This window comes from Dictyobacter halimunensis, from assembly GCF_036245075.1.
Genome location: NZ_BSRI01000002.1, coordinates 2483449 through 2498311 on the forward strand (window position 1 = coordinate 2483449; position 14863 = coordinate 2498311).

General features: G+C 54.7%; 11 protein-coding genes. 3 read left to right on the forward strand and 8 right to left on the reverse strand.

From position 1 onward, the window contains the following. Positions 1-88: 88 nt before the first annotated feature. The 3 genes from AABA21_RS24370 to groES all read right to left on the reverse strand — a co-directional run bounded on the left by AABA21_RS24370 (position 89) and on the right by groES (position 3230). Positions 89-895, reverse strand: coding sequence for a class I SAM-dependent methyltransferase (locus AABA21_RS24370; RefSeq protein WP_338254279.1), 807 nt, complete (start codon positions 893-895; stop codon positions 89-91). A gap of 348 nt (positions 896-1243) precedes the next feature. Beyond that, positions 1244-2896 (reverse strand): chaperonin GroEL, encoded by a 1653-nt coding sequence (gene groL / locus AABA21_RS24375; protein WP_338254281.1) that lies wholly within the window; start codon positions 2894-2896, stop codon positions 1244-1246. A 40-nt stretch (positions 2897-2936) separates the two neighbouring features. Next, the gene (groES, locus tag AABA21_RS24380) at positions 2937-3230 is read right to left on the reverse strand and encodes a co-chaperone GroES (protein ID WP_126596007.1); all 294 of its coding nucleotides are present in this window, start codon (positions 3228-3230) and stop codon (positions 2937-2939) included. Positions 3231-3538: 308 nt separating this feature from the next. On the opposite strand from groES, the gene AABA21_RS24385 reads away from it, so the two are divergent. Beyond that, positions 3539-5992, forward strand: a complete 2454-nt coding sequence (locus AABA21_RS24385; RefSeq protein WP_338254282.1) for a serine/threonine protein kinase — start codon at positions 3539-3541, stop codon at positions 5990-5992. Between the two features lie 119 nt (positions 5993-6111). Here the strand turns inward: AABA21_RS24385 and AABA21_RS24390 are convergent, their stop codons facing one another. From AABA21_RS24390 to AABA21_RS24405, 4 genes are all read right to left on the reverse strand, one after another. Continuing rightward, positions 6112-6777 (reverse strand): regulatory protein RecX, encoded by a 666-nt coding sequence (locus AABA21_RS24390; RefSeq protein WP_338254284.1) that lies wholly within the window; start codon positions 6775-6777, stop codon positions 6112-6114. Positions 6778-7422: 645 nt separating this feature from the next. After that, positions 7423-7851 carry an aspartate 1-decarboxylase gene (panD, locus tag AABA21_RS24395; RefSeq protein ID WP_338254286.1) on the reverse strand — a complete coding sequence of 143 codons (429 nt, stop codon included), beginning with the start codon at positions 7849-7851 and terminating at the stop codon, positions 7423-7425. A gap of 168 nt (positions 7852-8019) precedes the next feature. Further along, positions 8020-8322 carry a hypothetical protein gene (locus tag AABA21_RS24400; protein ID WP_338254288.1) on the reverse strand — a complete coding sequence of 101 codons (303 nt, stop codon included), beginning with the start codon at positions 8320-8322 and terminating at the stop codon, positions 8020-8022. Between the two features lie 224 nt (positions 8323-8546). Beyond that, positions 8547-12122 carry a hypothetical protein gene (locus AABA21_RS24405; RefSeq protein ID WP_338254289.1) on the reverse strand — a complete coding sequence of 1192 codons (3576 nt, stop codon included), beginning with the start codon at positions 12120-12122 and terminating at the stop codon, positions 8547-8549. 417 nt (positions 12123-12539) lie between these two features. Between AABA21_RS24405 and AABA21_RS24410 the strand changes: the two genes are divergently transcribed. After that, positions 12540-13001 carry a hypothetical protein gene (locus AABA21_RS24410; protein ID WP_338254290.1) on the forward strand — a complete coding sequence of 154 codons (462 nt, stop codon included), beginning with the start codon at positions 12540-12542 and terminating at the stop codon, positions 12999-13001. A gap of 3 nt (positions 13002-13004) precedes the next feature. Here AABA21_RS24410 and AABA21_RS24415 read toward each other — a convergent pair whose 3' ends face one another. Continuing rightward, a complete protein-coding gene (locus AABA21_RS24415; RefSeq protein WP_338254292.1) occupies positions 13005-13565 on the reverse strand; it encodes a DUF402 domain-containing protein in 561 nt (186 codons plus the stop codon). A 267-nt stretch (positions 13566-13832) separates the two neighbouring features. On the opposite strand from AABA21_RS24415, the gene AABA21_RS24420 reads away from it, so the two are divergent. Then, positions 13833-14834: a TIGR03557 family F420-dependent LLM class oxidoreductase gene (locus AABA21_RS24420; protein WP_338254295.1), complete on the forward strand. Its 1002-nt coding sequence runs from the start codon at positions 13833-13835 to the stop codon at positions 14832-14834. The last annotated feature ends 29 nt before the right edge of the window (positions 14835-14863 follow it).

The window sequence follows — 14863 nt, forward strand, 5'->3', positions numbered from 1 at the left end:
GCGGTGAGGGGTGTGGGAGGTGTAATCTCGTGTAGAGAGACGTGCGGGGTCTCGTTCGTCAGAAAAAGATTCTGACGAGCGAGGCCGCTTAGCGCATTGCACTCCAGATCGTCCAGCGATCCTGTTCTACAATTGCCTGACTGTCCCCATCGATCTGCCTGTGGATGTACTGGCAGAGATCGGCTAGTTCGGCGTCGTTCAATTCATGCAGGATTGAGCGGCCGGTGCGGGCTTTGAGATCGTGTTCGAGCGAGGCGAAGTTGTTGTGAACCTGGCGCGTCTCCCAGAGCTGCCGCTTCTCAACCACGCGGAAGCCGGTCTGGTGCAGCAGGCTCATGACGGTAGCGTTATCGTGACGGCGGGCAACCTCTTGCTGCGCCAGTTTGGGATAGCGGGTGAAGAAGTAGCCACGAATATTGGTCTGGCTCCCCGCGAGCAGACAGTCCTCCGGTGTTCGGTCCTGTACGATCAGGATGCCGCCGGGCCTGAGGATGCGTAACGCTTCCGCGAAATTCACACTGAGCTCTTCGCGGTTCAAATGATGAATCAGGGCACGCTCCAGCACAATGTCGAACTGCTGTGGTTCGACCGGGATCTGCCCGGCATCGCTTTTGACATAACTGATGTTGTTGTGCGCCTTCAGGGCGCTCTGGGCGTCGCTGAGCATAATGTCAGATGAGTCGATGCAGGTGATGTGCGCCGCCCCCATATCGGCCAGTGCTTTGGCGTAGATACCACCACCACAGCCGATGTCAGCTACCGTGCGACCCTGTACCTCCACGATATGATTGATCAGTGTTTTCCAGGTACCAGTCGCCTGGCGTGTAGCATATGTATTGCGGATTTCTTCCGCATGGAAATTAATAGGCGTGGTCGGAACTCCTCTCATGTTCATAGTGATTTACTGTTAATTGATGAATCACTAGTTGTTATTCTACCATAACCTGCGGGAGCCTTTAGCCTGTCTTCCGGCCCTTTCCTGGACCTATAACCGTGCTTATATCCTTTATAAAGGATGCCACAACTATCTGTAATATTAGACGTTGCAACCTTAAATTTTGGGGAAAGATTGGCTATTGCCAGTAAAAGAAAGCCCATCCGAACAAGTTGCTCGGATGGGCTTTCTTTATTAATTCACTGTAACAGGGTGAAGCGGGGTGCAGGGGCGGCAGCCCCTGACGGAGCGCGAGGTGTCCTCGCACTCCTCTCTCCGTCCTTCCAGGTGAAGGACGGAGAGCCGCGACTACATCATTCCCATGCCGCCCATGCCGGGCATGCCACCCATTCCGGGGGCGCCACCAGCAGCGGCTGCAGGATTCTCCTCAGGGATGTCGCTGATCAGGGTGTCGGTCGAGAGCACCATGCTGGCGATGCTGACGGCGTTCTGCAGGGCGGAACGGGTCACTTTCACCGGATCGATGATGCCGGCTTTGACCATGTCAACGTACTCGTTGGTGAGGGCGTTGAAGCCATAGCCACGGGGATTGTTAAGCACACCGGCTACGACGACGGCGCCGTCTTTGCCAGCGTTGTGCGCGATCTGGCGCAGTGGCTCCTCAAGGGCACGGCGCAGGATGTTGACGCCGGTGGCCTCGTCACCAGGCTGGGCCTGCACTGTGTCCAGGGCCGAGATTGCCGATACCAGAACGGAACCACCACCAGGGACGATACCCTCTTCGATGGCGGCACGTGTGGCGGAGAGGGCGTCCTCAACGCGGTGCTTCTTCTCTTTCATCTCCACTTCCGTGGCGGCACCAACGCGGATCACGCCAACGCCACCAGCCAGTTTGGCCAGGCGCTCCTGGAGCTTCTCGCGGTCGTAGTCGCTGGTGGTCTCGTTGATGAGCATGCGGATCTGGCCGATGCGCGCCTGGATGGCGGAGTGATCACCGGAACCCTCAACGATGGTGGTGTTCTCTTTGTTGGCTGTGACGGTGCGGGCGGTACCGAGATCCTGCAGCGTGGCATTCTCCAGCTTCAGGCCGGTCTTCTCGGTGATAACCGTGGCGCCGGTCAGGATAGCGATATCTTCCAGCATGGCCTCGCGGCGATCGCCGAAGCCTGGAGCCTTGACGCCCAGGACGTTGAAGGCACCGCGCATCTTGTTGACAACCAGGGTGGCCAGAGCCTCACCGTCGATGTCCTCGCCGATGATTACCAGGTCCTTGCGGCCGGTCTGCAGAACAGCTTCCAGGATGGGCAGGATGTCAGCGATGGCGCTGATCTTTTTGTCGGTGATGAGGATATAGGGGTCGGCCAATTCAGCCACTGTGTGCTCGGCATTGGTCGCCATGTAGGGCGAGATGAAGCCACGGTCGAACTGCATGCCTTCGGTGTATTCTTTCTCAGTGGTGATACCACGACCCTCTTCGACTGTGATGACGCCGTCTTTACCGACTTTCTCCATCACTTCGGCGATCAGGTTGCCGATCTCGGCATCGCCAGCGGAGATTGCCGCTACCTGGGCGATCTCTTCGCGGGTCTCGACGGGCTTGGCCTGGGACTTGATCTCGTTGATAACGGCCTCGACGCCCTTCTCTAAACCACGGCGCAGAATCATCGGGTTCGCACCGGCCGCCAGGTTCCGCAAACCTTCGTTGACGACCGCGTGGGCCAGCACGGTGGCTGTGGTGGTGCCATCGCCGGCGACGTCGTTGGTCTTGGTCGCGGCCTCTTTTAAGAGCTGGGCACCCATGTTCTCAAATGCATCAGGTAGCTCAATTTCGCGAGCGATGCTGACACCATCGTTCGTGATTGTGGGAGCGCCAAACTTTTTGTCTAGCACTACATTGCGCCCCTTGGGTCCAATTGTTACGCGGACCGCGTTAGCTACCGTGTCCATTCCCTTTTTAAGGGAGTAGCGCGCCTTCTCATCAAACTGTACTCGTTTTGCCACGAAATTTACTCCTCTGATACAACCTAACTAAAACAATAACCTATTCCACAATTCCCATGATGTCGCTCTCGCGGAGGATCAAATACTCCTGGCCGTCGATCTTGATTTCGGTGCCGGCATATTTCGCGAATAATACGCGCTGCCCAACCTGTACCTCGGGCGCTGTGCGCTTGCCATTATCCAGGATCTTGCCGGGGCCGACTGCCAGGATCTCACCCTCTTGAGGCTTCTCTTTCGCTGTATCTGGCAGTACGATACCACTGCGCGTGACTGTCTCACGGGCCAGGCCCTTGACTACCACGCGATCACCAAGTGGCTGAAGCTTTGTTGACATACTCCATGTCCTCCCTGTTCAGTGTGTATATGTGCAAGAACGCCGTGTTTTCACGACCTTCTACAATTTAGCACTCTAGTTGAGAGAGTGCGAACCGGCTATATAATACAACATAGGTGCCCAATTCGCAAGAGGATGAGCATGCAATTATGGCCTTTGCTCTTCACTTCTGACTATACAAGTGCTATACTGCACATAGCATGTAGTTATGTACAGCCTTTCTAGTATGCTGAAAATCATTCTTGCCACACCTAGTCACAAGCATTTGATATGTAGTTTGTTTACTACAAACTGCCACCACAATTCACATGAACGAACAACATGGTTTCCTTGCGGAAAGCAAGCGTCCTAAAAAGGAAGAGGCACCCAACCTGCAGAAATTCGGAAATTACGACCTGGTTCGCCGCATCGATGTTGGCGGGATGGGCGAGGTCTACCTGGCCCATCAGCGCACAGCCTTTGGCCGAGAGGTCGCGGTAAAAATTATTCGTTCAGACCTGGTGAACGATGCCAGGGCTCGCCAGCGCTTTTTGCGCGAGGCTGAGGTCGCCTCTTACCTGAAACACGATCATATCCTGCCCCTGCTAGAGTTTGGCGAGGAACAGGGGCGCCTGTTCATTGTCACTCCTTATATTAAGGATGGGACACTTGCCCAGCGCCTGGCGCTCGGTGCTCTGCCGGTCTCCGAGGTGTACGAGCTGTTTAGCGCGCTCTGCCGGGCGGTCTCTTATCTGCATAAACGCGGCATCGTGCATCGCGACCTGAAGCCATCCAATATCCTGTTGGATAAAGAAGAAGATAGCGGTCGCGTGTATGTGCGCCTGATCGATTTTGGCATCGCCTCTTCACAGGGCTCGTTGAACAGCGGCGCGCTGACATCTGGCGAGCGCGAGCTTGGGACCGCCGATTATGTGGCGCCCGAACGCCTGCGGGGCGTCTCAGCGCCGAGTAACGATATCTATTCGCTGGGTGTGATTCTGTATGTGATGCTAACCGGCACGCTTCCACGCGTGGACGTGCCCTCGAACCTGCCTTTCCCTCTGACCAGCGTTATCGATCGCTGCCTGGACGTTGATCCGGACGATCGCTTTGCTAGCGTGGACGATCTGTTGCTGGCCTTTGAGCATGCCTATAAGTCTTTGACGACCGCCCAGCAGATGCAGCCCGCCTCTCCTCTGCCGATTGAGAGCGCCGCGCCCGCTCTGGATGAGGTGATTGTTCCACTGGATGAAGATGATGAGTCGACCGCCATCCCTCTCAATGAGCAGATGGCCGAGCCGCCCTCGCGTCCATCTTTGCGGACCGGCAGGGCGTCTCCGACGTCGCGACCTCCTCTGCGCGCCAGCGCGGCGGAGCGGACGGCCCGTATCCCTTCTCGCGCCGGTATGGGCGCCGAAGCCGCTTCTCGTCCCCCGGTACGCGGAAATGCCGATGAGCCGACGTCGCGACCCCCTGTGCGCAGGGATTTGAAAGATATCGAGGATCAGCCGACGGCGCGCCCGGTCCGGCGCCTGGCTTCGGGTGAGCATGCGCCGCTGGGACGTCAGGCCCGGCGTTCCGATAGCGGCGAGCAGAAAGTCGTGCTGGCCTCCTCGGCGGCCGGTGGCTCACGTCCTCCGGTGCGCCCTCGCGGGGTTTCCGATCCCTCTCTAACGCGCGGTACGGTGCTGCCGCATCTGCCACAACGAGGGGATAACTTTAGCCAGGTTGATTACGATGCCCCGACCGCTGAACTCGATCCAAAGCATCTGTCAGCGCGTAATAAATCAGCTTCTTTGGATAAATATGCCCAGCTGCAGACCCGTAAGCCGGCGCCTGCGCCGAAGAAGGCGAAGCGCCGCCGTGCCTCGCCACTTATCATTATCTCCATCTTTATTATCGCTATTTTAGTGGTGCTCGGGGGCATCGTAAACCTCATTTTCCGGGCGTCGATTACGGCCGATGTGACCATCTCTCCCAAAGTTCAGACGGTCAGTAGCGTCTTTACCTTTATTGCCCGGCCCGGCGTCAAAAAGGCCGATACCGCCCATGGCGTGATCCCGGCCAGCGTGCTGACCAGTTCCAAGCAGGGCTCTATCGATGGACATCCTACCGGAGTGAGTGGGTGCGTGATGGGGATCTTCGAGTGTAAAGAGACGGTGTCGCTGGTCGATATCAGCGTCCTATCGGCCCGACTGCGACCGACCTTGAAGCAACAGATCGTGCAGGATCTGCATAAGCAGGCTCAGCAAGCTGGCGTGACCACCGTGGGCGATATCTTCTACGCCGATGGAGCAATCACGTCTAGCCCGACTGTCGGCACCACCAGTAAAACCATGACGGTGACGATGACGGAGCAGGGGAGCATTGAATATCTGAAGCAGGCCGATGTGCAAAATCTGGCCCTGCAGATGTTGAAGCGCAAGGTGAGCGGTAACTACGCGCTGATCGATACAAAGACCCGTGTTGGTCAGCCGGTAGTCCAGAGCGTTAGCTCCAATGGCGATATCAAGGTCTCCATCGCCGCGTCCGGCATCTCGCGCTATCAGATCTCTGATTCCGAGATGAGCTCGATCAAGAATCATATCAAGGGCATGAACTTGAAGCAGGCCCGGACCACCATCCTGAAAGACGCGAACCTGGACCCCACCACGCTCTCTGTTCGTATGTCCTATGGCGACGCGGTCCCGAGCAATGTCCAGCAGATCAAGATCACCCTCTTGAATCCAACCAACCTGCCCGACAGCCCGTTGCCCACGGTTCCCAAGCCCGCCGGCACATAATCCCTTTATATCGGAAACGCGCGCGTAGGTGCCGGGCTTGCCCCGGCTTTCGGGCTTGCCTCGGCTTTGGAGCGAAGCGACCCCGTTCCCTTGCGCTCACATTCCACCCAAAATGTCATTTATGATGAAAAATCCTCATCATCTTCAACCGGCCCCTGGGATGACTCTTCCCAGAGCTGTTGTGCCACGCGTTTGGTTACCTCATAGCTAAAGCCGCGCCGCTGCAAAAACGGTCCCAGTTTGGTGCGAAAGGCGTTATAATCCATGTCTGGCTGGCGCAGCAGCGACTGCGCCTTCTTGCGGCCGGCGCGTAGCGCTAGCTCCTCATCCTGCTCGCCTGTTACCACCTCATCGATGACCTCGCGCTTCACACCCTTCATTTTCAGCTCATTCTTAATCGCCTGCGCACCCTTTGGCCGAAAACGTTCGCGCGACTCGATCCAGAACGAAGCAAACGACTCATCATTGATCAGATCAAGCTGATTGAGCCGCTCGATCACCGCGTCGATCAACTCGAGGGGAGTCTGCTTCTGTTTAAGATAGCGCCGCACCTCCTCGCGGCTGCGCGGCCGAAAAGAAAGATAGTTCATCGCCCGATCGACCGCCTTTTGTAGTGCCTCCTCATCCTCCAACTGCTGCACCTGCGCTGGCGTCAGCTCCTGACCGAGCCGCAGCCCCATCTTCAGCACAAGCAGCGTATTCACCCCCATCAAAAAATGCTCATCCACAAAAATGCTGATCCGATCCGGATTATTAGCCTGCGGTTGCAACCCCGTAATACGCATCTATATACTCCTCTCTCTTCCTACTCTATTCTAACTTACCCCCTTCTAAAAGGAAATTGCCACGAGCTAAAATTTGTAGGGGGATGGAAGGCTGCGACTGCAGCCTTCCATCCCCCTACAAATTTTAGCTCGTTGTACCGTCAAAGGCGGGAGGTGCAGAAGGGTGGCGAGCCCTCCTGCCGGGGGGTGGGGTGTCCCCAAAAATCCCTCCTCCCACCGAAGGCGGGAGGTGCAGAAGGGCGGCGAGTCCTCCTGCTGGGGGATTAGGAGTGTCCCCAAAAAATCCCTTCCTCCCCACCGAAGGCGGGAGGTGCAGGAGGGCGGCGAGCCCTCCTGTCGGGGGATTGGGGGTGTCCCCCAAGATTCCCCTCCTTCTCCCCGCCGAAGGCGGGAATAGATGTGAAACAGAAGACCCGCTGGCCAGCGGGTCTTCTGTTTCACATCTATTCAATATAACTTTTTAAGTTTACTTCATTTCCTCTGTGTTTCACAGACAGGGCATAAATATACACTCTTGGATGTGGTTTGTGGAGAGAGCAGATACCAGGGTGAGGAAAAAGTATGCTAACTAACGTTTGTTAGGCGAGAGGTAAGTAGCAATTCATTCAACCCGGCAGGCCGAATGAACTAGACTACTCGAAGCTCCTATGAGAGGGCAACTTCAACTTCTGGCATCAATTGGTCATCGAATTCAGGCAACATTTCGATCAGGGGTACGTCTTTTTTCTCGGTCAGGCGATTCTCATCGTCTACAAAGGCGACCTGCGGTACCAGGCTACGAATCTCTTCATCGGTATATTGAGCATAACTGATGATAATGACTTTATCGCCCTCGGCGGTCAGGCGTGCAGCTGCACCGTTCAAACAAATGACTCCGGAACCACGAGCACCCGCGATGGTATAGGTTTCCAGGCGTGAACCATTGTTGATATTTACCACTTGCACTTTTTCATAAGGGTAAATGTTCGCTGCATCCAGCAGATCCTGGTCAATCGTGATGCTGCCGATGTAGTTCAGATTGGCCTGGGTAACAGTGGCGCGATGGATCTTCCCTTTGCACATGGTACGTTGCATAAGTGTAACGGTTCCTTTCCCGTAATAGAATAACTAAAAACTAGTGGAGATATACCTAAAATTGTTATCCGTTTTTACTCCACCTAATAATATTAAACGACATTGGGGCCAATTTGGAAACAGTATAGGAACAAGGTAACGGTATATGGGAAATAGTACTGCCTTGCTTTATTCTGTCTGCTCTGTTTCGCTATGCGCTTCGTGCTCTTCCTGGTTTTCTACCGCTGCCCCTAGCAGCGCCAGGAGGCCCATAGCATAGGCTTCAGATACCGTCTGGGCATCATACATGCTTTCCCTCATCATCAGGCGGTAGTGGCATCTCCAGCGCCTGGCGGGCCATTCCGCCAGCTTAATCAGGGTATAGGTCGTGGTATGTTGCTCCAGGGCCTGACGTAGCGCTACCTCGTCAAACTGCGTGACATGATACCCCGCGAGTCGCTGTTGCAACTCCTCTGGCAATTCTGAGGTCATGCAGTCGTTTTTCTCCTCTCCCCATTTGCTGCGCCTACTATCCAGGTCTCTGGCTAACATACTGGCCAGATTTTATTGCTTGCTTCTGAAGCTATATAAATTATACGTTCCTGATTGCTCGTGTACAAGACTGGCGCCAGAAAGTGAGAAAAAAGCAGGACCTCCGGGGAATGATCCCCGGAGGTCCTGCTTGTTCAAGCGCCCCGTGAGAGACGCGGCCACGACTAATGGGTTCCTATTGCGAAGATGTGAATGTGGTTGTTGTTCGGCAAGGTTACGCTGACCACCGGCAGATTCTGTCGCAGACCCACTTCGATGTAGTAGACGTAGGTCTTGACGTTCGCCCGCCCACCTGAGAAGTTGCGGTAGGCCTGGGTGGTCGCGATCGAGTTACCCAACGAAAGCTGCTGCGTGCCGCCGCCCAGCGTCCAGTCACTGAAGTTCACGTTATCCTGTTCGGTGGTGCCGTTCGCATACGTGATGGTGATGGTGCCGCTGGTTGGTCCGCTGTGAGCGCTTGCCAGGAAGGCCAGCGCCGTGGCTCCGTTGACCGCGTTAACCGGAACTACCTGGCCACTGGCCGCGTAGTTGTTGTTCTGAGCGATACCACCGGGCCAGATGAAGCTGGTGGAGTTGTACGTAAAGATGTTACCAGGGGCCAGACCTGATTGTTTCAGGGCCTGTGCCGAGTAGCTGTACTTACCGTCCAGCGAGGTAACGCCAGGATGGTTATCGTCGGTGGTGCCCGCGTTGTTGGCGCTCACCGGGGTAAAGGGAGCACTGCTCTTGGTGGTAATCGAGAAGATGTGCATCTGCCCACCGGTAGTGTCGCTGGGCAGTGTCACGCTCTTGATCGTCTTGCCAGCCGCCAGACCAATTTCGGTGTAGAAGACGAAGTTGTTGATCGTCTGATGACCACCCGAGAAATTGCGATATGGCATGGAGACCGCGATCTGAACTCCCGGCAATAAGGATTCATTGCCTGCACTGAGCGTCCAGTCATTGAAGCGGAGCGGCGCCTGTGCCGTTGTGCCATCATCATAGGTGATAGTGGCGGTACCCTGTGAGTCACCAGCGGTGGCCGATCCCAGGAAGGCCAGGGTCTGGGCATTGCTGACCGGCGTGACTGGAATGACCTGTCCATTGGCGATATAATTGTTGTTCTGGCCCGCGTTGGCTACCGGCCAGGTGAAGGTGCCACCATAAGCATTGACGGAAACGCCAGGGATCAGACCCTGCATCTGCGATGCCTGGAATGAGTAGCTGTACTTGCCGTCCAGGTTGCCGACGCTGAGATTGTTGTCATCGGTCGCACCGGCGTTGTTGTAAGGTACAGCTGGTACCGGTGTGGTTGGCGTCGGACCCTCTTTGGTGGCGACGGCGAAGATGTGCATGAGACCACCGGTAACCTTCGATGGTAACGTGACGCTCTTGACCGCTTTGCCCGGCTGGATGGCGACGTCAGTGTAGAAGACGTAGGTAGTGACCAGCTGATAGCCATTGGGCGTGTTGCGATATGGTAGCGCGGCCAGCGTGCCATTGCCAAAGGAGATTGGCGATTTGCCACCACCCAGGGTCCAGTCGCTGAAGCCCAGTGTAAATGATTGTGTTGTGCCATCAACATAGTTGATGGTGGCCGTACCATAGCTCGGTCCTCCAGATGCTGATCCCAGGAAGCCCAGGATGTTGGCATTGGGTACCGAGTCAACGCTAAGCGTTTGACCACCCGCTATGTAATTGTCAGCCGCGCCCGGTACGACATTGGGCCATGTAAAGACCATGCCGGTCGGGTTGTAGAAGGTGTTGTCACCGGCGTTGATACCCGCGCTACGCAGCAGGTCGTCGGAATAGCTGTTGTGTCCATTGTCGAAGTTGGCGCTACCAGGATTGGTGTCTGGCGAGATACCAACGTTGTTGAATACTGGTCCGCCAGGTGTTGGCGTTGGCGTTGGTGTAGGCGTGCCACCGGGTGTTGGTGTGGCTGTGGGCGTACCACCGGGTGTCGGCGTTCCGGTAGGCGTGCCACTCGGCGTTGGTGTTGGTTTCGGTGTGCTCGAGAATAGACCGTAGATGTCCAGTGAGCTCTTCGTACCGACGAAAACCTCGCCATTGGCTACAACCGGTGTTGAGAACTTTACATAGGTACCGCTCGGGCGGTCTTGCGAGGCATGGGTTTCACTGTTATAGATTTCATTGCCTATGTTGGTGGCATCGTATGCGCGCAGCACAGCATTGAAATCGGTGCCGTTACTGGTTCCTGGCGCGATGCTCCAGAGAATACCCGTACCTGCCTGAATGCCATTGCTGGAGATAACCGGGTTACCGCCGGTGAATGGCGATGTCTCCGGGCTGCGCGATGAGTACGGAGCCGTCAGCAGGCCGGTAGTGGTGTTGAATTTGAAGGCTTTGATGTACTCACGTGCACCGGCGATGTAGACGTTGCCGTTCCAGTACGCTGGATTGCTGTAGATACCACCTGTGGTGTTGGGCGGCAGCTCCTGCACAACTTTATCGATGTCTGTGCGGTTGCGCTCGGTTGAGGTTGAGGCACAGTTCAGATTAGGGTCGGTGGTGAATTTTCCCATTGAGTTGGGATTGAGTACATAGACGCGCCCCTCTTTGCCGCCCTGGATTATTTCTGGCCCTTTAGCCGTTTGCACAAATAGCAAACCACCCGAGCCCAGGTCGGCATCCGCCTGGTCCAGGCAGAGTTGGTTGAATGGAGAGAAGTAGTCCAGTACCTTTGACAGGTCCGGCGACAATTTGACAATAGCATCACCGCCATTAGTGCCACCGGTGTTCAGGTTAAAGTCGCCGTTGCCGCTAACATAGTAGATGTTGCCGCTGGCGTCCGTGGATAGTGGCCCACCGGAGGCCCAGATGCCACCATCTTTACCGTTAGCTGTATCACTATAGATGTGCGTCTGTACCAGGGCCGAGCCATTATAGCCGTATGAGATGATCCAGCCATGGTATGGGCGGTAGTCACAGAATGACCCAAACGAGACGTATACCTGTCCATTGGCCAGCATTAGAGCGGAACGCTGGCGCTCATATTTGGGTTGGAAGGGTACGCGACCATTGGCCGTAGCTGAGCCGGTTCCAGGAACCGAACCTGAGATTACCTGGGGACTGCCGGGCTTTTCCTGGCCTGTTGTTACGTCGAGAGCATGTATGCGATAGACCAGGTTGCCACCTTCATTGGTCATGGCTACCACATACATGGTGCCGGTTGCCTGGTCAATGACCGGCGTGCCGGAAAGACCAACCTCAGGCTTCATGTCGTTACAGCCACCGATATCCATGTAGCTCGGTGAGGTCGCGCCGTTGACCAGGAACGACGTCTTCCACAGAGGAGGCGTGTTGGAATCTGTCTGGTCGGCATCAAACGCATAAACGGTGTCGTGCTCAGTTTCTACCAGTACAACATTGTGTGTCGCACCATTGACGCTGAGATTAGGCAAAAATAATGGCTGTGCATATACCTGCCCATCAACCTGGTATGACATGCGTTTGCCAAATTTTGAAGGGTTTACATTACCTAAATTGAGCGTTTTTTCAGTGGAATAATTGCCAGTATGACCATTATCACCTTTGAAAGTTACGACTGCCGTGCTTGGATCGGCGGCGAAAGCAGATTTCAACGTTGTGAAGTTGAGCGAGACGAATGTTCCCCCGGCGATACCCATCAGCACTAGCAGGCTAATAAGCGCGAACAGACGTGATCGTTTGCTTTGTTTCGCAGCTGGGAAAGGAGGATTGGCATTCGCGTCAGGATAAGATGAATTCTGGGAAATCATCCATAAACTCCTTAATAGGTTTTCTCCGTACATTTTTATCAAGAAAGAAAGAAAAGGTGCCGGGCTCCAGGCTTACGGCAGTGAGAACCATTGTGTTATGCATTGAAATAGATTAAATGCATACCATAGAATTGGGCATATAGACCTATTTTTAGATTTGCATAGTATAATATATAAATCATCCTGCCGTAAATAACAATATTATGGCCAAAAAATAGGTATGAAGTACCTAAACATGAATTTCTTTGAATTTTCAGGCGTTAAAAGTGTACAATCTTCTTTGTGAACTGCGGGTTACAGTTACGGTTATCTGCCGCCTACGTCATTAAGTAGACATAACATATATTTACATTCGCTTTTGTGGATTGAGCGGTATAAGCGATGAGGGAGAACCTGGAAATGATGAGGAGTATCAATGTGAAGCGGATCCTTATTTCTGGCCTTTTGATCTGTCTGTTGTCTGTATTCTTGTTCGCGTGTAGTAGCGGTGAAAATCCCGCACCAGTTAGTAAGGCAACGCCATATCCAACTCCGACGCCGATCGCCCTCTCCAAGGGGGCGGTGCGTAGCATTCCGACGGCGGCCCTGTATTATGCAGCGGCCAGGGCAAGGAACTATGAGAAGGCCTATACCTATCTTTCTGCCAATGCCGTCGATGATAGCGGCAAGAAAGTGACGAAGGACGTTTTTATGCGCATGGCGCAGGAAGGCGATAATATGAACGGGGCGATCGTCAATGTCGAGCTGGCTCCCTATGGCAACGATGCGACCCAGATTATCGCGACCATCGATCGTAACTCGGGCATTCGCTATCATGCGCATCTGACTATGAAGCTCGAGGGGAAGACCTGGAAAATCGTTTCTCTGGATCGTGTATAGCGTCTATATCTGCTTTTTGAGGATCTTTGCTGCTTCTTCTGGCGTGTACGTTTCAAAATTTGTGCCGGGCAATTGACGTGGGATGACTTTAAATGGTCCTGTCCATTGCCTGGCCTGCTCTTCAAGCTGATCCAGTGCCGTGTAGGATTGTGCGCGGACCTGCTCGACAATAGGATACTTCCTGGCCGCTCGCTCGAATACTTCCTGGTCTTTAGTATAGACACTGTAATCTTCTCTTACTACCGCATCTATGTATAGGTCCGTATAAATAAGCTCGCGCGCGGTATTTGTATAACCCGACTGTGGCAATACGACGTCACAATAGACGCTGATGCACTTCCCCTGTTCGTTATATCCCGCGTGTATCGTGTGCCAGGCATCCGGCCAGAAATAGCTCAACTGGTGCTTGTGGGCTGTCCATGTGCCCGGCTTCCAGTGCATGGGCGTTCCAATCGGGGTCCAGATGACAAAATATTCTTCGCTTACTGGGACATGATAGCCCTGCCAGCTGGCCCATTGATCACCATCTACGAGCATTTTGCGAATCATGGCTTCTAATAACATATCTTCCTCCTCCGTTTAAACAGCCAGCCGAGTTTATACGTACGATTATAAACGAATACATGGCCTGGAAACAAGTTAACGGGGGCGCGGCCGGATTTCTCGTCTTCAATGCTGCTCACAGGTGGTTAAGCACCGAAACTTTGTCGCTGGCTGGTGCATGTAACAAGAGATGTTTCTATGGCTTTGCCGCGAAAGTGCAAGCCGGGCTTCTGGTTTTGCATCATATAGGTTCAATGTTGCTTATGAAGATTGAGGAGAGTGGAAAGTATGCTACAACTTGGCTGGAAAGCAGGAACCGAGCAGTATGCTCCTGTGGAGTTGATGGAGTACGCGGTAGCGGCGGATAAGGCTGGCTATGATTGGGTCGATGTGAGTGACCACTTTAATCCCTGGAGCGAGGAGGGCCAATCGGCCTTTACGTGGACCTGGCTGGGCGCGGTGGCTCCTCAGACGCAGCAGATCAGGTTGAGCACCGGCGTTACCTGCCCTATTCTGCGCTATCATCCCGCTATTATTGCTCAGGCGGTCGCTACGCTGTCCCATTTCGCTCCCAATCGTGCGGGTCTGGGATTGGGCACCGGCGAGGCTCTCAATGAGTTCGCCGCGACCGGCGAGTGGCCGAGCTATGCGGAGCGCCGCGATCGTCTGGCGGAAGCGATTGAGATTATTCGTGCTTTGTGGAGCGGTGAAGAGGTCAATTACGAGGGGAAATACTATCAGACGCGTAAGGCGAAGCTCTTTACCCCTCCTACCTCCCCTATCCCAATGGTGATCTCCGCGCTGGTACCGCATAGCGCCGAGTTCGCGGGCCGCTATGGTGATGGCTTGTGGACCGTTGGCGGCAAGAAGCCGGACCTCTATCAGGGAATCATTAAGAACTTTGAGACGGCGGCCCGCGCTGCCGGCAAGGATCCTTCAAAGATGGTGCGTATCATCGAGCTGAATGTGGGATACGGCGGCGATATGGAGGCAACCATTCAGGAGCAGTTGAAGTACTGGGCCGGTACCTATATTCCCGCCCTCTTCGACCAGCAGATCTATACGCCGGCGATGTCGCAGGAAAATGGTGAGGTGGTGGGACCCGATACGGTCAAGAGCACCGGCTGCTTCTCCAACAACATCGAGGATCACGTGAAGTTTGCCCAGAACTATATCGATATGGGCTTTGACTGCCTGATCTTCCACAATCCTGGCCCGGATCAGAAAGGCTTTATCGAGGCGTACGCCCGCGATGTGATGCCCCGCATCCGCGCCAATAACCCTCGCTAACTGACAAGATAACAGGTGATAGAATAGTG